The organism is Streptosporangium vulgare, assembly GCF_042428775.1.
Taxonomy (GTDB): domain Bacteria; phylum Actinomycetota; class Actinomycetes; order Streptosporangiales; family Streptosporangiaceae; genus Streptosporangium; species Streptosporangium vulgare.
In genome coordinates this window covers 68034-90887 of sequence record NZ_JBHMBS010000025.1, presented here as the reverse complement: position 1 = coordinate 90887, position 22854 = coordinate 68034, and the positions used below count along the sequence as shown (strand labels likewise).

Sequence of the window (22854 nt, the reverse complement as noted above, 5' to 3'; positions counted from 1 at the left end):
TCTCCGCGAAAGCGTGTCCGGGGCGCTGCGGCGCTCTCAGGGCCGATTCCGGACAGCCGGTGATCGGGCGTCACCCGAGCCGGGTTCGGGGGAGCCGGGGGAGTGGAGGGCCGGGCGGGAAAGGCGGGCCGAGCGGGACGCCTGACTGTCGGTGGCCGGTGGCATCCTGGGGGCGTGAGAGCCCACACGGTAAGCCCCCTGTTCGTCGGCCGCGTCGACGAGCTCGCCGTTCTGGGAGACGCGCTCGCCAGGGCGCGCTCAGGGGCGGCCTCGACCGTGTTCGTGGGAGGCGAGGCCGGGGTCGGCAAGACCCGCCTCGTCCGCGAGTTCACCGAGCGCTCGGACGACGCCCTGGTGCTGGTCGGCGGGTGCCTGGAGCTGGGCACCGACGGCCTCCCCTTCGCCCCCTTCACCGCGGTGCTGCGCAAGCTCGCCCGCGACCTGGGCCGCGACGGGGTCGCCGCGCTGCTGCCCGGCGGGGCGACGCGGGGGCTCGCCCGGCTGCTGCCGGAGTTCGGTGAGCCCGAGAGAGAGGGCGCCGAGGCGCGGGCCCGGCTCTTCGAGCAGGTCCTGGGCCTGCTGGAGCGGCTCGCCGAGACCCGGCCGACGATCCTGGTCATCGAGGACGCCCACTGGGCCGACCGCTCCACCCGCGACCTGCTGTCGTTCCTCGTCCGCTACCAGCGCTCCGACGTGCCCCTGCTCACCCTGGTCACCTACCGGGCCGACGAGCTGCACCGCACGCATCCCCTGCGCCCGCTGCTGGCCGAGCTGAGCCGGGTCGACTGGGTCACCCGGCTCGACCTGCGCAGGCTGAGCCGCCGGGAGGTGGACCAGCAGGCCGCGAGCATCCTCGACGGCGAGCCGGTCGCCGACCTCGACCTGGTCTACGCCCGCAGCGAGGGAAACCCGCTGTTCGTCGAGGCGCTGCTCAGCGGGGGCGAGGGCGAGACGCTGCCCGACTCGCTGCGCGACCTGCTGCTGGCCAGCGTCGAGCGCCTGCCGGAGGAGACCCAGGAGCTGATGCGGCTCGCCGCCGCCGGCGGGGCGAGGATCGAGCACGCCGTGCTCTCGGCCGTCGCCGGGGCCGACGACGGCGAGCTCTCCCGTCTGCTGCGCCCGGCGGTGGCGGGCAACGTGCTCCTGGTCGACGGCGAGACGTACGCCTTCAGGCACGCCCTGATCCGCGAGGCCGTCCACGACGACCTGCTGCCCGGTGAGCGCACCCGCCTGCACACCCGTTTCGCCGAGGCCCTGGAGGGCAACCCCGGCATCCTGCCCGCTCCCCGGTCGGCCATCGAGCTCGCCCACCACTGGCACGCCGCGCACAACCCCCTCTGGGCGCTGACCAGCGCCTGGCACGCGGCCGCGGCCGCGAGGAAGACGGCGGCCTACGACGAGCAGCTGCGCATGCTGACCCGGGTCCTGGAGCTGTGGGAGGCGGTCCCCGACGCCGCGGAGCGGATCGAGGCCGACCACGTCGACGTGCTCCGGCAGGCCATCACCGTGGCGCACCTGGCCGGGGAGTTCGAGCGAGGCATCTCCCTCGCCAAGGCGGCCCTGCGGGAGATCGACACCGCCACCGACCCGATCCGCGCGGCCCGGCTGCTGCGGCAGCGCGGGCTCGTCAGATACGACCTCGGCAGGGCCGGGTTCCTCGAAGATCTCCGCACCGCCGTCACGCTCGTGCCCGCCGAGCCGCCGACCTCCCTGCGCGCCCAGGTCCTGGAGAACCTGTCGCGCATGCTCAGCCACCCCGGCGACTGGGCCGAGAAGGAGTCGCTGGCCGAGGAGGCCATGCGCATCGCCCACGAGGTCGGCAACGCCGACATCGAGGCCCACGCGCTCGTCACGCTCACCTGGGCGAGGTGCCGTTACTCCCGGATGGAGGAGCAGGTCGCCGAGTTCGCCCGGGCACGGAAGATCGCGGGCCGGGCCAGCACCTACCACGCGCTGATGCGGGCCGTCATCTCCGAGTCCGACGCCCTGGAGGGGGCCGGATGGCACGAGCGGGCCGCCGAGGTCGCCCGCGGCGGCATCGCCGACGCCGAGGCGTACGGCCTGGCCCGCACGTCCGGCGCCTTCCTCGCGATCAACCTGGTCGAGCCCCTGGTCTCCCTCGGCCGCTGGGACGAGGCGTCCGAGGTGGTCGAGCGCGGCCTGGAGGTCACCCCGCCGGCCCCCTACCGCGCGAGCCTGGAGGCCCTCGCCGCCGACATCGCGCTGGCCCGCGGGGAGTTCGACCGGGCCGACGCGCTCTTCCGGTCCTCGCGGGCCGTGTTCACCAGGGGCACCTACCGGGACCAGACGATCCTGCCCCAGCTGCGCAGGGAGATCGAGCTGCTGGTGGCGCGGGGCAGCGACGACGAGGCGTCCGCGCTCGTCGAGCGGACCCTGGACGAGCAGGACCTGGAGGGCACCCCCCGCTACGTCTGGCCGCTCCTCCTCACCTGCCTGCGAGTGTCCGCGCCCCCGCTGGCCCGGCTGCGCGCCGTGGCGGAGCGGCTCGGTGAGGCGGAGGGGGAGCTCCAGAGGGCGCACAGCCTCACCTTCACGGCCGAGGCCGCCCAGGCGGAAGGGGTGCCCGACCGGAAGGCGTGGGAGGCGGCGGTCGCCGCCTGGGCCGCGCTCCGCCAGCCCTACGCCGAGGCCCGCGCCCTGCTCGGCGCGGCACGGGCCGCCGTCGCGGCGGGGGAGCGCGACGAGGCCGCGGCGAGCCTGTCCCGGGCGGCGGAGCTCACGGCACGGGTCGGGGCCTCGCCGCTGGCCGCCGAGATCGGCTCCCTGGCCAGGCGAGCCAGGATCCCGCTCACCGGGGAGCCGGCCCCCGCCGAGCCGGCCGCCGAGCGGGCCGGGCTCGGGCTCACCGCGCGCGAGCACGAGGTGCTGGGCCTGGTGGCGGCCGGCCGCAGCAACCGCGAGATAGCGGGGGAGCTGTTCATCTCGGCGAAGACCGTGAGCGTGCACGTCTCCAACATCCTCGCCAAGCTGGGCGCCTCCTCGCGAGGTGAGGCCGCGGCGACGGCACACCGGCTGCGCCTCTTCGAACGGTGAAATGTCACCACGTTTCATCTTTCTGTCTGTTGAGACACATATTTCAAGCTAAGTAGTCCAAAACAACTCTTCATCTCGCGTCCTCCGGGTTCCGTGCCGAGCCGCGTGTGTTCCCGATGCCGGGGAACGGCGTCGTCCCGGCCGACCGGCGGTCACGAAGGCCGCGTCACGCGAGCCGTTCCGCGCGGCGGTGCTACCGGGTTCCCGGGTTCCCGAGGTTCCGGGGTTGCCAGGTCCCAGGGTTCCCGGATTTCCGGGAGGTGCCCCCGGATCCCGCCGCCCCGTCGTCGGCGCCCCTCTGCCCCGCCGCGCGGGGACCTTCCCTGGGGACCGCGCCCCTCGGGTGCCCCTCGGGCACCTCTCCCGCGCCGGTACGAGGAGGGGCCGGAAGACCTCCGTGACAGGCGGATCGGCCGGATCGCACGCGGGGCCGTACCGCGAAGTAAGCCACCCTTCTCGACCCGTTGACGCGGCCGTAGCACGTATGTAACATTTGGCCAGCGCAATGCAAAAATATTGCAAAGTCCTGTTAAATTCTCTCTGTTCTCCGCAACTTACGGCAGTGATGTGCTGCGCCGGCGCATCCCTCCCACCCCTCCGGAGAGGCCCCAGGTGATGTCGTTCTCGGCATTGCGCGGCCGGTCGCCGCCATGGCGGCCCCGGTTGCGACACTCATCGCCCCCGCGCCGACGCCGACCGGTACGGCCCCTCACGGCCCGTGCCCGGCAGAACGTCCCGCGCCGCCGCAGCCGGTCAGGGGCCCGCGGTTCCCGACGTCTCCCGTCCGGGACCCACTGACAGACCTCACCAGACCCGACGTTCACCCATCGCTCGTCCCGCCGGTCGTCTCCACGAGAGGAACACCGGCGTACACGGCGAACAGCACCCCCCAGCGACGAACGAGGCACGGCTCGCGGATCGGCCCGCACGGATCACCCGGCCGGCCCGCACGCCGGATTCCGAGGACCCGGAGGAAGAGGGTCGAAAGATCCGCACCTCGTGGGCGAGGCACCCCCGGGTGCCGAGCACGTCGCCCGGCGGAGGCCACGGCCTCCCTCCCGACCCTGTCGTTCCAGACGAGAGATAGAGGAACGCAATGAGAAAGCAGTACCTGGCGTTACGGCTGATGGCGGCGATGGCCGCGACCAGCCTGCTCGCTCTGGCCGGGGCGGTCGTCGCACCGGCCTCGGCGGCTGCCGGCCCCAACCTGGCGGCGGGCAAGTCGGCCTCGTCCAGCAGCGTCAACGCCCCCTACGGGGCGGGCAACGTCACCGACGGCAACGCCACCACCTACTGGGAGAGCAACAACAACGCCTTCCCGCAATGGGTCCAGGTGGACCTCGGGGCCGCGGCCAGCGTCAACCAGCTCGTCCTGAAGCTGCCGCCCGCGACGGCATGGGAGACCAGGACGCAGACCCTGTCGGTGCTGGCGGGCACGAGCGCCACGCCCACCACGACGATCGTGGGCTCGGCCGGCTACACCTTCAACCCGGCGACCGGCAACACGGTGACGATCAACTTCACCGCGACCACCGCCCGCTACCTGCGGCTGAACCTCACCGGCAACACGGGCTGGCCGGCCGGCCAGCTCTCCGAGTTCGAGGTGTACGGCCCCGTCAGCGGCGGTGACACGACGCCGCCGAGCACGCCGTCGAACCTGGCCTACACCGAGCCCGGCTCGGGCCAGATCAGGCTGACCTGGAACGCCTCGACCGACAACGTCGGCGTGACCGGTTACGACATCTACGCCAACGACGCCCTGCGCGCCAGCGTGGCGGGCAACGTCCTGACCTACACCGACACCCAGCCGGCCACCGCGACGGTGTCGTACCACGTCAAGGCCAAGGACGCCGCGGGCAACCAGTCCGGCAACAGCAACACCGTCACCCGCCAGGGCAGCACCCCGACCGGGACGAACCTGGCCGTCGGCAAGGCGATCACCGCCTCCTCCTCGGTCTTCACGTTCGTGGCCACCAACGCCAACGACAACAACACCGCGACCTACTGGGAGGGCAACGGCGGCAGCTACCCCAACACGCTGACCGTCAGCCTCGGGGCGAACGCCACCCTCAGCTCGGTCGTGCTGAAGCTGAACCCCGACAGCGCCTGGGGAACGCGCACCCAGAACATCCAGGTCCTCGGCCGCGCGCAGAACTCGACCACCTTCACCAGCCTGGTGGCGGCGGCGAACTACACCTTCAACCCCGCCTCCGGCAACACGGTGACGATCCCGGTCAGCGGCGCCTACGCCGACGTCCAGCTCAGGATCACCTCGAACACCGGCGCCCCCGCCGGGCAGGTCGCCGAGTTCCAGGTCATCGGCACCCCGGCGCCGAACCCGGACCTGACGATCACCGCTGTGACCGCGTCCCCCGCCTCCCCCGTCGAGACCGACTCCGTCTCGCTCTCGGCCACGGTGCGCAACGCCGGCTCGGCGGCCTCCGGCGCGACGAACGTCAACTTCTACCTGGGCACCACCAAGGTCGGCACCGCCTCGGTCGGCGCGCTGGCCGCGGGGGCGTCCACCACGGTGTCCGCCAACGCCGGTCCCCGTGACGCGGGCAGCTACGCGCTGAGCGCCAAGGTCGACGAGGACAACGCCGTCATCGAGCAGAACGAGTCGAACAACACCTTCGCGGCCTCCGCCCCCCTCGTGGTCAGGCCGGTCGACACCTCCGACCTGGTCGCCACGACCAGCTGGACCCCCAGCAACCCGTCCAACGGCGCCGTCGTCACCTTCTCCGTGGCGATCAGGAACCAGGGCACCGTGGCCTCCGCGAGCGGCGCCCACGGCATCACGCTGAACGTCCTCAACGAGGCGGGCACCGTCGTCCGTACCCTGACCGGCTCCCACAGCGGCGTGATCGCGCCGGGCGCCACCACCAGCCCGGTGAACCTGGGCACCTGGACGGCGACCAACGGCAAGTTCACCGTCAGGACGGTCCTCGCCGACGACGCCAACGAGCTCCCGGTCAAGCGGGCCAACAACACCAGCACCCAGCCGTTCTTCGTCGGCCGCGGCGCCAACATGCCGTACGACTTCTACGAGGCCGAGGACGCCGTCGTCGGCGGCGGGGCGGCCGTGGTCGGCCCCAGCCGCGAGATCGGCCACGTGGCCGGCGAGGCGTCCGGCCGCAGGGCCGTGACGCTGAACAGCACGGGCAGCTACGTCGAGTTCACCACCAAGGCCAGCACGAACACCCTGGTCACCCGCTTCTCCATCCCCGACTCCGCGGGCGGCGGCGGCATCGACTCGACGCTGAACGTCTACGTCAACGGCACCTTCCTCAAGCCCATCAACCTGACGTCCAAGTACGCCTGGCTGTACGGCCCCGAGGCCGGACCCAACAACTCGCCCGGCTCCGGCGGCCCGCGTCACATCTACGACGAGGCCAACGTCATGCTCGGGACCACCGTCCCGGCGGGCAGCAAGATCAGGCTGCAGAAGGACCCGGCCAACACCACGACGTACGCGATCGACTTCATCAACACCGAGCAGGTCTCGCCGATCGCGAACCCCGACCCCGCCAGGTACACGACCCCCACCGGCTTCACCCACCAGGACGTGCAGAACGCCCTCGACCGGGTGCGGATGGACACCACCGGCAACCTGGTCGGCGTCTACCTCCCGGCGGGCACCTACCAGACGGCCAGCAAGTTCCAGGTCTACGGCAAGGCCGTCAAGGTGGTCGGCGCGGGCCCCTGGTACACCCAGTTCCGGGCGCCCGACAGCCAGGACAACACCGACGTCGGCTTCCGGGCCGAGGCCAGCGCCAACGGCTCGTCCTTCGCGAACTTCGCCTACTTCGGCAACTACACCTCGCGCATCGACGGCCCGGGCAAGGTGTTCGACTTCTCCAACGTCGCCGACGTGGTGATCGACAACATCTGGAACGAGCACATGGTCTGCCTCTACTGGGGCGCCAACACCGACCGGGTGACGATCAAGAACTCCCGCATCCGCAACATGTTCGCCGACGGCATCAACATGACCAACGGCAGCACGGACAACCTCGTCAGCAACAACGAGGCCCGTGCCACCGGTGACGACAGCTTCGCGCTGTTCTCGGCCATCGACGCCGGCGGCGCCGACATGAAGGGCAACGTCTACGAGAACCTGACGTCCATCCTGACCTGGCGGGCCGCGGGCGTCGCGGTCTACGGCGGGTACGACAACGTCTTCAGGAACATCTACATCGCCGACACGCTGGTCTACTCCGGCATCACGATCAGCTCGCTGGACTTCGGTTACCCGATGAACGGCTTCGGCGCCAGCCCGCCCACCAGGTTCGAGAACATCTCGATCGTCCGCGCCGGCGGTCACTTCTGGGGCCAGCAGGTCTTCCCCGCGATCTGGGTCTTCTCCGCCTCCAAGGTCTTCCAGGGCATCCGCGTCAACAACGTGGACATCGTGGACCCGACCTACGGCGGCATCATGTTCCAGACCAACTACTCCGGCGGCCAGCCGCAGAACCCGGTCACCGACACGATCTTCACGAACATCTCGATCACCGGTGCCAGGAAGAGCGGCGACGCCTTCGACGCCAAGTCCGGCTGGGCCATCTGGGCCAACGAGATGCCCGAGCCCGGTCAGGGCCCGGCGGTCGGCTCGGCCACGTTCAACAACCTCCAGATGAGCAACAACTTCCAGAACATCAAGAACACGACGTCGACCTTCACGATCAACGTCAACCCGTGATGCGGTGATCCCGTGATCCCGCAGTAAGGCCGCGGGAGAACCGTGGTGCCGGTGCCGCCGGGAGGTCCGACCCTCCCGGCGGCACCTTTCCGTCCGGCTCCCCTCCGTCCGGCTCCCCTCCGTCCGGCTCCCCTCCGTCCGGCTCCCCTCCGTCCGGCTCCCCTCCGTCCGGCTCCCCTCCGTCCGGCTCCCCGCCAGGCCCCGACCCGCTGCCCGCTACCGACTGCCTGCGGCCGGTCGCCCGCCTCCGGTCGGCGCGGGTGCCCGGTGCCCGGTTCGGGGCCGGGGCCGCGCGGTTTCACAGGGTTTCCGCCCAGTCCCGCCCAGTCCCGCGCGGCCCTGCCCAGTCCCGCGCGGTTCCAGACCCAGTCCCGCCCAGTCCCGCGCGGTTCCGGAAGGGCCCGGATCAGCCCCGGACGGCCCTCGCGCGATCGCGGATGATCTTCGTGCTTCCGGCCCGTTCGCCGCCGACCAGCGGGAAGATCCTCGTACAATGTCCCGATGGCTTCCCCCGAGAACGACCCCGAGGTGAGCGACGCGTCGCGGGTCCTGCAGCGCGTCTTCGGCTACGACTCGTTCCGGGCGGGCCAGCAGGAGATCATCGAGCACGTCGTGTCCGGCGGCGACGCCCTCGTGCTCATGCCGACCGGCGGCGGCAAGTCGCTGTGCTACCAGATCCCCGCCCTCGTGCGGAAGGGCACCGGAGTGGTGATCTCGCCGCTCATCGCGCTCATGCAGGACCAGGTCGACGCCCTCACCGCGCTCGGCGTACGGGCCGGGTTCCTCAACTCCACCCAGGACTTCGAGGAGCGCCGCGCCGTCGAGTCGGCCTTCCTCTCCGGCGACCTGGACCTGCTCTACCTGGCGCCCGAGCGCCTGCGGGTCGACTCCACGCTGCGGCTGCTCGACAGCGGGGTGATCTCGCTGTTCGCCATCGACGAGGCGCACTGCGTGGCCCAGTGGGGGCACGACTTCCGGCCCGACTACCTCGCCCTGTCCGCGCTGCACGAGCGCTGGCCGGACGTGCCGCGCATCGCGCTGACCGCGACGGCCACCGAGGCCACCCACGCCGAGATCGCCTCCCGCCTGAACCTGGAGGGGGCCCGCCACTTCGTGGCGAGCTTCGACCGCCCCAACATCCAGTACCGCATCGCTCCCAAGAACGAGCCCAAGCGGCAGCTGCTGGAGCTGCTGCGCACCGAGCACGCCGGGGACGCGGGCATCGTCTACTGCCTGTCGCGCAACTCGGTCGAGAAGATCGCCGAGTTCCTGGTGCAGAACGGCATCGAGGCGCTGCCCTACCACGCGGGGCTCGACGCCCGCGTCCGCGCCGCCAACCAGGCGCGCTTCCTGCGCGAGGACGGCCTCGTCATGGTCGCCACCATCGCGTTCGGCATGGGGATCGACAAGCCCGACGTGCGCTTCGTCGCCCACCTCGACCTGCCCAAGTCCGTCGAGGGCTACTACCAGGAGACCGGCAGGGCCGGGCGCGACGGCCTGCCCTCCACCGCGTGGCTCGCCTACGGCCTCCAGGACGTCGTGCAGCAGCGCAAGATGATCGACACCTCCGAGGGCGACGACACCCACCGCCGCCGCCTCGCGGCCCACCTGGACGCCATGCTCGCCCTGTGCGAGGCGGTCGAGTGCCGCCGCTCGCGCCTGCTCGCCTACTTCGGCCAGCAGGGCACCGCCTGCGGCAACTGCGACACCTGCCTGTCGCCGCCGGAGTCGTGGGACGGCACGGTCGCCGCGCAGAAGGTCCTGTCGACCGTCTTCCGGCTCATGCGCGAGCGCCGCCAGAAGTTCGGCGCCGGGCAGATCATCGACATCCTCCTCGGCAGGAAGACGGCCAAGGTCATCCAGCACGACCACGACGGCCTCACGGTGTTCGGCATCGGCACGGAGCTGAGCGAGGCCGAGTGGCGCGGCGTGGTGCGCCAGCTGCTGGCCCAGGGGCTGCTCGCCGTCGAGGGCGACTACGGCACGCTGGTGCTGACCGAGGCGAGCGCCGAGGTCCTGGGCCGCAGGCGCCAGGTCCCGCTGCGGCGCGAGCCGGAGAAGGCGCCCAGGGCCGCCAAGGCCGCGAAGTCCCCGGGGTCTTCAGGGTCCTCCACCTCGCGCCGGGCCGAGCCCGTCGAGATGCCGGAGGAGGCGGTCCCGGTGTTCGAGACGCTCCGTGCCTGGCGCGGAGCCACCGCGAAGGAGCAGGGCGTTCCCGCGTACGTGATCTTCCACGACGCGACCCTGCGCGAGATCGCGACCAGGTCCCCCTCGTCCCTGGAGGAGCTGGGCACGATCAGCGGGATCGGCGAGAACAAGCTGGCCAAGTACGGCCGGCAGGTCCTCGACACCCTCGCGGGATCCGGCCGGGAATCCGGGGACGGCGAGGAAGCCCTTCTGGAGTTCCCCTGAGGTAGAATCAGGCGAATTCGGGCCTGATGGCTCGGGCAGTGAGACGCATGTAGGAGCCTGGAGGCTGTCGTCCGCCTCCGGGCTTCTCGCGTTGGCGGATCCCCCCGTGGCTGCGAACCCCCGAAAGAGGACGATCGTTGGCTGACAGAAGGAACGATCCGGTGGTGGTCGTCGGGCTCGGCCGCTTCGGCAGCTCCCTCGCGGTCGAGCTGTTCCGCAGGGGCACCGAGGTGCTGGCCATCGACAGCCGCCCCAAGGTGGTGCAGAGCCTGGCGGGGAAGCTCACCCACGTCGTCGTCGCCGACTCCACCGACATCGAGGCGCTGCGGCAGATGGGGGTGCCCGACTTCTACCGGGCGGTGGTCGCCATCGGCACCGACCTGGAGTCCAGCATCCTCACCACGTCCCTGCTCGTGGAGCTGGAGATCGAGGACGTCTGGGCCAAGGCGATCAGCCGCGAGCACGGCCGCATCCTGGAGCGGGTCGGCGCCCACCACGTGATCCTCCCCGAGCACGACATGGGGGAGCGGCTCGCCCACCTCCTCAACGGGCGGATGCTCGACTACATGGAGGTCGACGGCGACTACGCGGTGGTCAAGACCCGCCCGCCCCGCGAGTACGTCGGCGTGCCCCTGGGCGAGTCCAACCTGCGGCGCAAGTACGGCGTGACCGTGGTCTGCGTGAAGGGCGAGCACGACGAGTTCACCTACGCCGACGCCGGGACCGTGCTGGGGTACGGGGACGTGATCGTCATCGCGGGCAAGATCGAGCAGGTGGAGCGGTTCACCGAGCTGCCCTGAGCCTCCCGGGCCCGCCCGGCCCCGCCCGGCCCCGCCGTGCCTCTCGGGCCCTCAGGTCGTGTTCTCCCGTGATGCCGGCGGTCGCCGCCCCGTCGGCGAGGCCGCCCATCGCCAGGATCAACCCGCCGCGCGAGCCCGGGCAGAGGTGGCGGCCTCCGCCGCCTCCTGGAAATCGACGATGGCCTCGCCGTGCTCCATCGCCCAGTTCGTCAGGACCTCGATGGGCTCGACGAGGGTCCGGCCGAGGTCGGTGAGGCTGTACTCGACCCGCCGTGGCGCTTCGGCACGGCGTTCGACCAGACCGTACCGCTGGAGCCGGCGCAGCGTCTGGGTGAGGACCTTGCGCGAGATGCCGCCGATGAGGTCGACGAGCTCACCGTGCCTGCGAGGCTGATGGCTGAGCCCGAAGAGCACGAGCACGGCCCACTTGTCGGAGATGATGTCGACCGCCAGGCGCGTGGGACAGTCGGCGAGGAAGGATGGTCCAGCCGCGTTCTGCATGGAAATCGAAGGTACCAGGAGGTAACCCACGGCTCCGTAACGTCTTCCGCGAGCAACGAAACCAGCGTCAGACGCGGAGGAGTCACCATGTCACGAGTCGTCGTGTTCGACGAGTTCGGCGGGCCGGATGTCATGCACGTCGTCGAGGAACCGGTCGTCGAGCCCGCGGCCGGTGAGGTACGGGTCAGGATCGAGGCGTTCGCCGTCAACCCGCTCGACCAGATGATGCGTTCCGGCGCCCTGCCCGCGGCCGTCTCCCTGCCGCACGCCCGCCTCGGCGTCGAAGGAACCGGCGTCGTCGACGCGCTGGGCCCCGAGACCACCGGGCTGGAGATCGGAGATCCGGTCATCCTCACGGCCGTTCCGGACGCGAGCGTCAGGGGCAGCTACGCCGAACACACCACGGTCCCCGCGAGCCGGGTCATCGCCCGGCCGGCCGGGCTCGGAGTCACGGAGGCGGCGGCGATCTGGGTCGCGTACTCCACCGCCTACGGCGCGCTCGTCGAGAAGGCGAGGATGCGGCCCGGCGACCACGTCCTCGTCACCGCCGCGTCCGGCGGCGTCGGCCGGGCGGCGATGCAGATCGCCAACCAGATCGGCGCCGTGCCCATCGCCGTCACCCGGCACACCGCGAAGAAGGACGACCTGCTCGCCGCGGGCGCGGCCGCGGTCATCGCCACCGACCAGATGGACGTCGTCGAAGCCGTCCGCGACCTCACCGGCGGGACCGGCGCCGACATCGTCCTCGACGTTGTCATGGGCCCCGGCCAGCAGGATCTCCTGAAGGCGGCCCGCCCCGGCGGAACACTGGTCGCCGCGGGCTTCCTGGACCCTCGGCCCACCCCCTTCCCGGGAAGCACGCCGCTCACGATCTTCGGCTACCGAAGCTTCGAGCACACCCTCGACGCCGTCGTGGTGAAGCGCATGGCGGCCTTCCTGAACGCCGGTGTACGCCTCGGTGCGCTGCGGCCCGCCCTCGACAGGGTGTTCGCCCTCGACGATGTCGTCGAGGCGCACCGCCACCTCGAGAAAGGGCTCCACGCCGGGAAGAAGATCGTCGTCACGGTGTAGGACTCCGGCGACAGATCGTGATCTTGTGGCGGGCCGGTCGACCCGGCGACGAACCCGCCAGGCAAGAGCTCGCACCGGCCGCGTTCGGCACCGGTCGCGTTCGGCGCCGAACGATCGCCGAAATCGGCCGATCACGATCTGTCGCCGGAGTACCGGAGTAATAGACTGGGCCGAACTTACTAGAATGGAGTTCGGTAGCGATGCGATTCGGACTGTTCCTCAATGAATCCCAGAAGCCGGACGCGTTCGGCCGGCTGCGGGAGCGCATCGCCCGCGGGGCCGACGACGGCTTCTCCTCCGTGTGGATGTCCCAGATGTTCGGCCTCGACACGCTGACCGCGCTCGCCGTGATCGGAAGCCAGGTGCCCGGGATCGAACTCGGCACCGGCGTCGTCCCGACCTACCCGCGACACCCGGCGGCCCTCGCCCAGCAGGCGCTCACCGTCAACGCCGTCCTCGACGGACGGCTCACCCTCGGCATCGGGCTCTCGCACCAGATCGTGATCGAGGGCATGTACGGCATGAGCTTCGACCGGCCCGCCCGCCACATGCGCGAGTACCTGTCGATCCTGATGCCGCTCGCGCGCGGGGAGAACGCGGACTTCGAGGGGGAGACCCTCACGGGACGGCTGGGCCTGAGCACGCCGGGGCCGAGGGACATGCCCGTGCTCATCGCCGCGCTGGCCCCGAGGATGCTCAAGCTGGCAGGGGAGGTGGCCGACGGCACCGTGCTGTGGATGACCGGTGCCAGGACGGTGGCCGAGCACGTGGTGCCCGCCGTCACCGAGGCCGCGCGGGCCGCCGGGCGCCCCGAGCCGAGGATCGTGTGCGCGCTGCCCGTCTGCGTCACCGACGACCCCGAGGCGGCCAGGGCGCTCGCCGCCGAGCGGTTCGCGATCTACGGCCAGCTGCCGTCGTACCGGGCGGTGCTCGACAGGGAGGGCGCCGAGGGCCCGGCGGACGTGGCGATCATCGGCGACGAGGACGAGGTGGCGGCGCGGATCGAGGTGCTCGCCAAGGCCGGGGTCACCGACTTCGTCGCCGCTGAGTACTCGTCGGACACCCGGACGAGGGAGTTCCTCAAGAGCCTCCTCTGAGAGCTCCGCCGCCCGCTTCCGGACCCGTGGGCGGGCTCCGGCGCCGCAGGGGACTCCGGCCTGGACCGCCTCCGGCCGGAGCGCCCGCGGTCGCGGCGGGAGGGCGTCTTCGGAGCGCCCATGGCCGCGCTTGGGGGCGGCTTCGACCGTGGTGCCCGCCCGCTCAGACGCCGAAGGCGCTCAGGGCCGCCCAGGCCGTTCCCGCGCCGGTGACGGTCCCGGCGGCGACCTGGGCGGGCGTGTGGTGGGTGAGCCTGACCCGCGCCCAGCACACCGTCGCCACGACCAGCGCGCCCGCGACCAGCGTGGGCACGGCGGGCAGCACGTGGGCCAGCACCACCACGGTGCCCGCCGACACGGCCGCGTGGAAGGAGATCTTCCACCGGAGGGTGATCGGGACCGTGACCGCGAGCGCGGCCAGCATCGCGGTCACCGTGGCCACCAGGAGCCGGGGCGCGCCCAGCAGGATCAGCAGCGTCAGCGCGACGACCACCGCCACGACCGCCACCAGCAGCGGAACCGTCCGGCTCGCCCGGTCGACCAGGTGGTGGGAGTCGAGGCGCCCGGAACGGACCCCGGCCAGGATCACCAGGGCCGGGATCCCGCCGCACAGGGCCGAGGCCACCAGGCCCCAGGCCGCGCCCGGCCAGCCGTCGGCCATCAGCCCGACGAGCGGGGGCAGCCCGATGACCAGCACCTGTGGCGCGAACAGGCTGGTCACCCACCGGGCCACCGCTCCCGAGGCGCTCTCGCCGTCCCCCGCCATCTCCTGACCGGTCATCTGAATCCTCCCAGCGCGGAGACCCCGCTCCCGGGCTTCCGGTGAGGGGGTCGGCCCGCCCGCGTCGACATGAGGGCTGTGCGGCCCGTGTGGCCCGTGGGGGCCCTGGGGCCACCCTGTCAGCTGAGGGGCCCGGGGACGAACATCAACGGCACCTACGGCCTCGGGGTCGCGCCCAGCGGCCGGGACAGCCGGGGTGACCGGGGTGGCGCCCGGCGGCGGCCTCGGCGGTGGCCCCGGCGGTGACCCGGACGGTGACCCCGTACGGCGCCCCGGAGAGTGACCCGGCGCTCCGCGAGGGCGGCGGGCCGCGCCCACGGGGCGCTCGCGAGTGTGCTCGGGAGGGGCGCTCCCTGCCGAAGGGTCAGTCGTTGGCGTGCAGGGTGCTGTTGAGCTCCACGCCCGTCCCCTCGCGGGGTACGGCCTCGACCGCGCCCGAGGTGGAGTTGCGGCGGAACAGCAGGCCGGAGGCGCCGGAGAGCTCGGCGGCCTTGACCACCCGTCCACCGGGCAGGGCCACCTTGGTCCCGGCGGTGACGTACAGGCCCGCCTCCACGACGCAGTCGTCGCCCAGGGAGATGCCGACGCCGCTGTTGGCGCCCAGCAGGCAGCGCCGCCCGATGGAGATGACCTGCTTGCCGCCGCCGGACAGGGTGCCCATGATCGAGGCGCCGCCGCCCACGTCCGAGCCGTCGCCCACGACGACGCCCGCCGAGATGCGGCCCTCGACCATGGAGGTGCCGAGCGTCCCGGCGTTGAAGTTGACGAAGCCCTCGTGCATCACGGTGGTGCCGCTCGCCAGGTGCGCGCCGAGGCGGACCCGGTCGGCCTCGGCGATCCGGACGCCGCCGGGCACCACGTAGTCGACCATCCGGGGGAACTTGTCCACGCCGTAGACGGTCACCTGCCCGCGGGCGCGCAGGCGGAGCCGTACCTCCTCGAAGCCCTCGACGGCGCACGGGCCGTGGTTGGTCCACACCACGTTGCTGAGCAGGCCGAACAGCCCGTCCAGGTTCTGGCCGTGCGGCTGGACGAGACGCGCCGACAGCAGGTGCAGGCGCAGGTAGGCGTCGTGGGCGTCGGCCGGGGCCTCCGACAGCTTGGTGATGCCGGTGCGTACCGCGACCACCTCCACGCCGCGGTCCTCGTCGGGGCCGAGCAGCGCGGCGACCCCGGAACCGAGCTCCTCGACCGCCTCCCGTTCGGTCAGCCGCGTGGTGCCCGGCGAGGAGGGCTCGCCCAGCCGTGGGGAGGGGAACCAGGTGTCGAGCACGGTTCCGCCGGAGGTGATGGTCGCGATGCCGGTCGCGTGGGCGCCGGAGATCTGGGCTGCTGCGTTCACGCCGACCAAGCCTAGCCAAAGCGGCCGCAATGGCAGTACGCCGAGGGAGCGTCGTCCGTGTGCCCGACGCGCCCGGTGGTTAGCGTGGCCGCCATGTTGCAGGGGATCGACGTGTCGAACTGGCAGGGTGCCGTCAACTGGGGCGCGTACGCGAGGGGCGGGGTCTCCTTCGCCTTCGCCAAGGCGAGCGAGGGGAGCACCTTCACCGACAAGTGGTTCGGCACCAACTGGAACGGCATGCGCGAGAGCTGGATCGTCTGCGGCGCCTACCATTTCGCCCGTCCCGCGGGAGATCCCGAGGCGCAGGCGGTGCACTTCCTGCGGATCGTGCAGCGGGCCGGCGGGCTGCGCCGGGGGGACCTGCTCGCGCTCGACCTGGAGACCGACGACCACCTCCCGGCGCACCGGGTGGCGCGCTTCGCCCGCAGCTGGTGCCAGGCGATCGTCGCGCTGTCGGGGGTGAAGCCGGTGATCTACACGTTCCTGTCGTTCGCGCGCAACGGCAACTGCGCCGGGCTGGAGCCCTACCCGTTGTGGATCGCCGCGCCCGACCACCCCCGGGGCAGGCCGGAGGTGCCGAGGCCGTGGAGCAGGTGGACGATCCACCAGCACTCGAACAAACCCGTCGATCGCAACGTCTTCCGCGGCACCCGGGCCGAGCTGACCTCCCTGGGCTACCGCCGCAGCCGCGACGCCTGAGAAATCGCGTTGCCGACACCGGTAGCATCGATTCCCAGACCATCCGTCGACGTCTCCCAGGGAGCAACCGTGTCCGCCGTGCCAGAGCTTCGTATCACCCTCGCCGGAACCGCGCGTGTGGTGGCGGGAGGCACGACGTACGGGGAGGCGCTGGAGGCCGACGGCCGCTCGGTGGTCGCCGCCCGCGCCAACGGCGAGCTGAGGGACCTCGCGGCCCGGGTGGCCGAGGGCGACGTGATCGAGCCGGTCCCCGTGGGCAGCGCCGACGGGCGCGCCATCGTCCGCCACTCCACCGCGCACGTCATGGCCCAGGCCGTCCAGGAGATCTTCCCCGAGGCCAGGCTGGGCATCGGCCCGCCGGTCGAGAACGGCTTCTACTACGACTTCGACGTCAAGGACCCGTTCACCCCCGAGGACCTCAAGCGCATCGAGAAGCGCATGCGCGAGATCGTCAAGCAGGGGCAGCTCTTCTCCCGCAGGCCCGTCTCCGACGAGCAGGCCGCCGAGGAGCTCGCCTCGGAGCCGTACAAGCTGGAGCTGATCGGCCTCAAGGGCGGCGCGGCCGACGAGGAGAGCGTCGAGGTGCCCGTGGGAGGCGGAGCCGGGGAGCTGACTGTCAGCGACGAGGAGAGCGTCGAGGTGGGTGGCGGCGAGCTGACCATCTACGACAACCTCGACGCCAAGACCGGCGAGCTGTGCTGGAAGGACCTGTGCCGCGGCCCGCACGTGCCGACCACCCGGTCCATCCCGGCCTTCAAGCTGATGCGCTCGGGCGGCGCCTACTGGCGGGGCAGCGAGAAGAACCCGCAGCTCCAGCGGATCTACGGCACCGCCTGGGAGTCGCGCGAGAAGCAGGACGAATACCTCCACCTGCTGGAGGAGGCCGAGAAGCGCGACCACCGCAAGCTGGGCGCCGAGCTCGACCTGTTCTCCTTCCCCGACGAGCTGGGTTCGGGCCTGCCGGTCTTCCATCCCAAGGGCGGCGTGATCCGCCGTGTGATGGAGGACTACTCGCGCAGGCGGCACGAGGAGGCGGGATACTCCTTCGTCAACACCCCGCACATCACCAAGGAGGGGCTCTACAAGATCTCCGGCCACCTCGACTGGTACGCCGACGGGATGTTCCCCCCCATGGAGCTGGAGGGGGCCAAGTACTACCTCAAGCCGATGAACTGCCCGATGCACAACCTGATCTTCAGGTCCCGCGGGCGGTCCTACCGGGAGCTGCCGCTGCGGCTGTTCGAATTCGGGGCTGTCTACCGCTACGAGAAGTCCGGCGTCATCCACGGCCTGACCCGGGTGCGCGGCATGACGCAGGACGACGCGCACATCTACTGCACCCGCGACCAGATGCGCGACGAGCTGAAGTCGCTGCTGCGCTTCGTGCTCGACCTGCTCCGCGACTATGGGCTCGACGACTTCTACCTGGAGCTGTCGACCAAGGACCCGGTCAAGTTCGTCGGCAACGACGAGGACTGGGAGGAGGCGACCGAGACCCTGCGGGAGGTCGCCGAGTCGGAGAAGCTGGAGCTCGTCCTCGACCCGGGCGGCGCGGCGTTCTACGGGCCGAAGATCTCCGTCCAGGCCCGTGACGCGATCGGCAGGACCTGGCAGATGTCGACGATCCAGCTCGACTTCAACCTGCCGCACCTCTTCGAGCTGGGGTACCAGTCGACCGACGGCTCCCGGCAGCAGCCCGTCATGATCCACCGGGCGCTGTTCGGCTCGATCGAGCGCTTCTTCGGCGTCCTGGTCGAGCACTACGCGGGCGCGTTCCCCCCCTGGCTCGCGCCGGTCCAGGTGGTCGGCATCCCGATCGCCGAGGCCCACGTGCCCTACCTCCAGGACCTGGCCAAGAAGGCCCGCGAGCGGGGCGTCAGGATCGAGGTCGACGCCTCCGACGACCGCATGCAGAAGAAGATCCGCAACGCGCAGAAGTCCAAGGTGCCGTTCATGCTCCTGGCGGGCGACGACGACATCGCCAACGGCGCGGTCTCCTTCCGCTTCCGCAACGGCGAGCAGAAGAACGGGGTGCCGGTCGACGAGGCGATCGCCGAGATCGTCGACGCGATCGAGCGCCGGGTCCAGGTCTGACCTTCCCGTGGGCGGCCGAGGCCGCCCACGGGCGTACGGGGGGCTTCGCGGCCCCCCGTACGTCGTTTCCGGGCCTTCGCCGGGACCTTCGTGGCAACCGGGGCCCTCGTGGCCCCTGAACGTCCTACGGCTCTCAGCGAGGCGGGGCCTCTCGGGGGCTCGGCGTCCCACGGTTTTCGCCGGGCCTTCGGCGTCCGTGTCCCGTCACCGGCCTTCGCCGGGCCCCCTCGGCCGCCCTACGCGTCGTCGCCGGGCTCCGTGGGAGCCTTCGAGCCGGTCTCGCCCGGCATGCGGACGTCCTCGACGTCGACGTTGACCTCCACGACCCGCATGCCCAGCATCCGGCTGATGGTCCGGGCCACGTTGGTCTTGACCTCGTTGGCCACGTCCATCACCACGTGCCCGTACTCCGCCACGATCGTCACGTCCACGGCCGCTGTACGGTCCTGCACGTGGGCGTTGACGCCCCGGGGGCCGCGCCTGGCGATGCCCGCGCGCTCGCGCATCGGCTCCACCGCGTGGGCGGCGTCGCCACCCAGCTCGGCGACGCCCGTGACCTCCAGCGTGGCGAGGGCCGCGACCTTCTCCACCACCTCGTCGGCCACCTTGATCCGGCCCTTCACCACGGCCGAGGACACCGCGGAGACGGGGGACACCGAAGACACCGAAGAGACCGGGGACACCGGGGACGGCGCCGTCCTGGCGGAGACGGGAGCGGGAGCGGAGGAGGGCGCGTCGTCCGGCGTCCCGGACACGGGTGACGGCTCGGGGAGCGCCTCGACCACGGCGAGGAAGGGCTCGCCCGTGGAGGTGACCGGCTCGTCGAGGGAGTCGAGGGGGTCGAGGGGGTCGAGGGGGTCGAGGGCCGGGACCGGCGCCGGCGAGGGCGGCTCCGCGGCGGCGGACAGGGACAGGCTGAGGGAGAACGGGCGGGTGGGCCTCCCGCTCGTTTCCGCGGAGGACGTGGAAGGTGTGGCGGACGTCGGAGACGCTGGGGACCCGGGGGACGCGGTCTCCTCGGTCGGCTCCTCGACGGAGACGTCGGTCATAAGGGTGCTCCTCGGCAGTCGATGATCGTGCTGGGGGGATTCTGCCGGAAATCTGTCGCATTCGTCCGTCAATACCGTGTGACATCCACCGCCCGTCCCGTACCGGCACCAGATCTTGACCGTTCCGGGCTCCGAGCGATGGCACGGGCGGCGACGCGGGCAGGGGTATCGGCGGTGTCCCGGGCGGGGGCACGGACGGTGGCCGGGCGAGGGCGCCGGCGGGGCCCTGAACGAGGGCGTGAGCGGTGGCACGGGCGGCGGTGTGAGAGGTGGCGTGAGAGGTGGCGCGGACGAGGGCACCGGCAGGACCCCGGGCGGGCAGCAGGGACGGGAGCGCGGCCGGGGCGGCGCCGGGGGAGGCGCAAGACGGCGGGAATCGGCGTGGCAATATGCTGGCGACCATGAGCAACGAGCCGGAGGCGCAGCACGGAGCGGGGATACCGGACGCGTTCCAGAGACTCTGGACCCCCCACCGGATGGCCTACATCAAGGGAGCCAGCAAACCCGCCGGTTCCGGCCCCGAGGACGGCTGCCCGTTCTGCGAGATCCCCGGCATGAGCGACGAGGACGGCCTGATCGTCGCCCGGGGGGAGACGGTCTTCGCGCTGCTCAACCTCTACCCGTACAACTCCGGCCACCTGATGGTCTGCCCCTACCGGCACGTTCCGGACTACACGGACCTGGACGAGGCGGAGACCTTCGAGCTCGCCGACTTCACCCGGCGGGCGCTGGTCGCCCTGCGCAAGGCCAGCGGCGCGCAGGGCTTCAACGTGGGCATGAACCTGGGCGGCGTGGCGGGCGCCGGGATCGCGGCCCACCTGCACCAGCACGTGGTGCCCCGGTGGGGCGGCGACACCAACTTCATGCCCGTCGTCGGCCAGACCAGGGTGCTCCCTCAGCTGCTGCGCGACACCAGGGAGTTGCTCGCCGGCTCCTGGCCCGGGCCGTCGTAGCGCGAGGCGCCCTCGTCCAGGGCCTTGATGCCCGCCGACAGCGTCAGCGGCACGGCGAGCGCCAGCGCCATCGAGAGCACCGCGGCGCCCGAGTCGTTGACCAGCATGCCGACCACCCCGCTGACCAGGGTGCCGATCAGCCCGGCCCGCAGCGCGGGGGAGTGCGCGAACGCGGCGGGCAGCACCCCCGCGGTCGCCTGCTCGGGACGCAGCAGCGCGTAGACGAGGAACGCCACCGCGGCGATCACGACCGGCATCAGGTTGGGGCTGAGCAGCGTGCCCAGCATTGCGCCGAACTTGCGGCCGATCACCTCCATGGCCTCGCCGGTGAACACCTGGCCGACGAAGCGGCCCAGGTGCGTCTGCGAGCCCGGCGGGCGCAGGTAGTCGAGGTAGGCGATGGACATCACGATGACGCCGCCCGCCACGCAGAACGCGCCCAGCTTGACGATCGAGACCCGCCTGCCCGCGATCAGCAGCGCGGTCACCGCGATGCCCGGCACGAACGCGATCACCCCGCCGAAGTCGCTGCCCACGCCAGGCCAGCCGCCCAGGATCATCGCGAAGCCGCCGAGCACCGCCACGACGGCGGCGGCCACCAGGCTCACGCGGCCACCGGGTGAGGTCCGGTCCGCCGCGACGTCGCCCGCCGCCGAACCCGAGGGGCCGCCCGGCTGGCCGCCACCGGGCGACACGGGCGACACGGGCGACACGGATGACACGGCCGGCGCGGCCGCGCGGTTCCCGCGCGTCAGCCGGTGCGCGATCGTGGCGGCGAGCAGCAGCACCGAGGTGGCGAAGAGCGCGAACGGGATGTTGCCCAGGCCGTAGTAGCGGGCCCCGACCACGGCGCTGTAGCCCATCACGCTGTTGAGCTGCAGGGTCGTCCCGGTCAGCAGGTCGCCCGCCAGCACCGCCGCGGTCACCCCGGCCACCACCGCCAGCGGCCCGAGCGGCGCCCGGCGCCAGGGCCCCGCCAGCGCCGCCGTGGTCAGCAGCAGCGCGCATCCGGCGATCCCGCCGACCAGCGCGAGCACCGGCGATCCCGCGTGGTGCCAGGGGGTGAGGTTCACCAGGTACGTCGACACCGGCACCGAGGCCAGCGCCACCGCGGCCACCCGGACGCCGGTCAGCCCCCGCCTGCGGCGCAGCAGCAGGAACGCGGTCAGGTAGAAGGCGACCTGCAGCACCGCGACCGCGGTGAAGAAGATCCCGCCCACGTTCCTGATCGTCTCCCCGGCCACGTCGGCCCGCTCCAGCTCGACGCTCGCCGCCTCGGTGCCGCCGGTGCGCCGCTCGCTCGCCTGCCAGGGGATCCCGATCACGCCCGGCGGCGCCGCGATCCCCGTGAGGGAGAGCATCGTCGCGGTGATGTCCGGCAGGATCGTGGTGTCGTCGCGGTGGGTGGAGGCCGCCCCCAGGAAACGGCCCGAGACGTCCCCGTCGCGCATCATGGCCACCCGCAGGTGCGGGTTTCCGCCGTGGTCGGACAGACCCGCCAGCAGCACGCTGACGTCCTTGGGCAGCACGGTCAGCACCGCCCCCGCCTTGGCGTCGGCCAGGCGCAGCGCCGCGGCCCGCTGCTGCGCGGTGAGCCGGTCCTCGTCCGGCGACAGCCGCTCGCCGATCACGTACGGCCGGATCAGGTCGTCGACGTCGACGGCCATCACCCGGCACCTGGTGAGCACGTCGGCGCGGATCTGCGCGGGGGAGGGGGCGTACACGTCGACCGCGCCCGAGCGGTCGGCCAGTGCCAGCGCGGCCCCGGGGCCGATCGCCAGCGTGCACTCACCGGCGGCGCGGACCGCCTCGCCGAGGGCGCCCGCGTTGCGCTGGCCGGCGACCTGGTGCAGGTACTCGTAGCCGGGGATGACCGCGCCCGCCTCGCCGGACTCGGGCAGCGGGGGCAGCCCGCAGCCGTAGCCGACCGCGGACCTCACCCCGGCCGACACCGTGAGCCACCCGTCGTAGGGGCAGGTCACCCTGCCCACCGCGCGGACCGACAGGGACCCGACCGCGCTCAGCCCGGCCAGCCGCCACAGGTTCGGGGTGCCGGTGGGGCTGAGATCGCTCCACCGCAGGCCGGGAACGCCGATCAGCATCACCCGTCCGTCGGCCCGCGTGGCGGAGTGCGCGGCCCCGGGCCACAGCAGTCCCAGCACCATCGCAAGCGCGACAAGCGTCCGCTTCACGAACGACCTCCCCTTCAGCTCCAGCCAGGTGCTGGCACCGTAGGGGAAGATCGTGCCACGGGTCCAGCCGTGCCGGGGACCGGCGGGCCGCCGCCGCGCCCGGGGACTGG

Annotated in this window: 14 protein-coding genes; 9 read left to right on the top strand and 5 right to left on the bottom strand. The window is 72.0% G+C overall.

Translation table 11 applies throughout. The annotated features are described in order from the left end of the window. Positions 1 to 174 precede the first annotated feature (174 nt). The 4 genes from ACFFRH_RS34960 (at position 175) to ACFFRH_RS34945 (ending at position 10965) form a co-directional block, all read left to right on the top strand. Complete coding sequence (locus tag ACFFRH_RS34960) at positions 175 to 3054, top strand: helix-turn-helix transcriptional regulator (protein ID WP_386161692.1); 2880 nt, start codon at positions 175 to 177, stop codon at positions 3052 to 3054. Positions 3055 to 4150: 1096 nt separating this feature from the next. Continuing rightward, positions 4151 to 7753, top strand: a complete 3603-nt coding sequence (locus ACFFRH_RS34955; protein WP_386161691.1) for a galactose-binding domain-containing protein — start codon at positions 4151 to 4153, stop codon at positions 7751 to 7753. Positions 7754 to 8254: 501 nt separating this feature from the next. Then, positions 8255 to 10165, top strand: coding sequence for a DNA helicase RecQ (gene recQ / locus ACFFRH_RS34950; RefSeq protein WP_386161689.1), 1911 nt, complete (start codon positions 8255 to 8257; stop codon positions 10163 to 10165). A 137-nt stretch (positions 10166 to 10302) separates the two neighbouring features. Further along, positions 10303 to 10965 (top strand): potassium channel family protein, encoded by a 663-nt coding sequence (locus tag ACFFRH_RS34945; RefSeq protein WP_350967452.1) that lies wholly within the window; start codon positions 10303 to 10305, stop codon positions 10963 to 10965. A gap of 117 nt (positions 10966 to 11082) precedes the next feature. On the opposite strand, the gene ACFFRH_RS34940 is transcribed toward ACFFRH_RS34945, so the two are convergent. Further along, positions 11083 to 11466 (bottom strand): winged helix-turn-helix transcriptional regulator, encoded by a 384-nt coding sequence (locus tag ACFFRH_RS34940; RefSeq protein ID WP_386161687.1) that lies wholly within the window; start codon positions 11464 to 11466, stop codon positions 11083 to 11085. 87 nt (positions 11467 to 11553) lie between these two features. On the opposite strand from ACFFRH_RS34940, the gene ACFFRH_RS34935 reads away from it, so the two are divergent. Together ACFFRH_RS34935 and ACFFRH_RS34930 are read left to right on the top strand one after the other, a co-directional pair. Then, a complete protein-coding gene (locus tag ACFFRH_RS34935; protein ID WP_386161685.1) occupies positions 11554 to 12537 on the top strand; it encodes a zinc-dependent alcohol dehydrogenase family protein in 984 nt (327 codons plus the stop codon). A 200-nt stretch (positions 12538 to 12737) separates the two neighbouring features. Then, entirely contained in the window at positions 12738 to 13634 is an 897-nt protein-coding gene (locus ACFFRH_RS34930; protein WP_386161683.1) for an LLM class F420-dependent oxidoreductase, read from the top strand. 163 nt (positions 13635 to 13797) lie between these two features. On the opposite strand, the gene ACFFRH_RS34925 is transcribed toward ACFFRH_RS34930, so the two are convergent. Further along, complete coding sequence (locus ACFFRH_RS34925; protein WP_386161681.1) at positions 13798 to 14415, bottom strand: phosphatase PAP2 family protein; 618 nt, start codon at positions 14413 to 14415, stop codon at positions 13798 to 13800. 364 nt (positions 14416 to 14779) lie between these two features. Then, positions 14780 to 15757 carry a 2,3,4,5-tetrahydropyridine-2,6-dicarboxylate N-succinyltransferase gene (gene dapD, locus ACFFRH_RS34920; RefSeq protein ID WP_386161679.1) on the bottom strand — a complete coding sequence of 326 codons (978 nt, stop codon included), beginning with the start codon at positions 15755 to 15757 and terminating at the stop codon, positions 14780 to 14782. Positions 15758 to 15850: 93 nt separating this feature from the next. Here dapD and ACFFRH_RS34915 point away from each other — a divergent pair, with 93 nt between their 5' ends. Both ACFFRH_RS34915 and thrS read left to right on the top strand, forming a co-directional pair. Then, on the top strand, positions 15851 to 16456 hold the full coding sequence (locus tag ACFFRH_RS34915) for a glycoside hydrolase family 25 protein (RefSeq protein ID WP_386161677.1): 606 nt from the start codon (positions 15851 to 15853) through the stop codon (positions 16454 to 16456). Between the two features lie 69 nt (positions 16457 to 16525). Further along, positions 16526 to 18550 carry a threonine--tRNA ligase gene (gene thrS, locus ACFFRH_RS34910; protein ID WP_386161675.1) on the top strand — a complete coding sequence of 675 codons (2025 nt, stop codon included), beginning with the start codon at positions 16526 to 16528 and terminating at the stop codon, positions 18548 to 18550. A 236-nt stretch (positions 18551 to 18786) separates the two neighbouring features. Here thrS and ACFFRH_RS34905 read toward each other — a convergent pair whose 3' ends face one another. Continuing rightward, positions 18787 to 19599, bottom strand: coding sequence for an Asp23/Gls24 family envelope stress response protein (locus tag ACFFRH_RS34905; RefSeq protein WP_344749974.1), 813 nt, complete (start codon positions 19597 to 19599; stop codon positions 18787 to 18789). A 401-nt stretch (positions 19600 to 20000) separates the two neighbouring features. On the opposite strand from ACFFRH_RS34905, the gene ACFFRH_RS34900 reads away from it, so the two are divergent. Further along, positions 20001 to 20552 (top strand): HIT family protein, encoded by a 552-nt coding sequence (locus ACFFRH_RS34900; protein WP_344749975.1) that lies wholly within the window; start codon positions 20001 to 20003, stop codon positions 20550 to 20552. Here the strand turns inward: ACFFRH_RS34900 and ACFFRH_RS34895 are convergent. Then, a complete protein-coding gene (locus ACFFRH_RS34895) occupies positions 20495 to 22744 on the bottom strand; it encodes a hypothetical protein (RefSeq protein WP_344749976.1) in 2250 nt (749 codons plus the stop codon). The two genes, ACFFRH_RS34900 and ACFFRH_RS34895, sit on opposite strands and share 58 nt — an antisense overlap. Positions 22745 to 22854: the final 110 nt, after the last annotated feature.

Coding starts and splice junctions, on each gene's coding strand:
- ACFFRH_RS34955 (WP_386161691.1), top strand. CDS start 4,151: ATGAGAAAGCAGTACCTGGCGTTACGGCTGATGGCGGCGATGGCCGCG.
- recQ (WP_386161689.1), top strand. CDS start 8,255: ATGGCTTCCCCCGAGAACGACCCCGAGGTGAGCGACGCGTCGCGGGTC.
- ACFFRH_RS34940 (WP_386161687.1), bottom strand. CDS start 11,466: ATGCAGAACGCGGCTGGACCATCCTTCCTCGCCGACTGTCCCACGCGC.
- ACFFRH_RS34935 (WP_386161685.1), top strand. CDS start 11,554: ATGTCACGAGTCGTCGTGTTCGACGAGTTCGGCGGGCCGGATGTCATG.
- ACFFRH_RS34930 (WP_386161683.1), top strand. CDS start 12,738: ATGCGATTCGGACTGTTCCTCAATGAATCCCAGAAGCCGGACGCGTTC.
- ACFFRH_RS34925 (WP_386161681.1), bottom strand. CDS start 14,415: ATGACCGGTCAGGAGATGGCGGGGGACGGCGAGAGCGCCTCGGGAGCG.
- ACFFRH_RS34915 (WP_386161677.1), top strand. CDS start 15,851: ATGTTGCAGGGGATCGACGTGTCGAACTGGCAGGGTGCCGTCAACTGG.
- ACFFRH_RS34905 (WP_344749974.1), bottom strand. CDS start 19,599: ATGACCGACGTCTCCGTCGAGGAGCCGACCGAGGAGACCGCGTCCCCC.
- ACFFRH_RS34900 (WP_344749975.1), top strand. CDS start 20,001: ATGAGCAACGAGCCGGAGGCGCAGCACGGAGCGGGGATACCGGACGCG.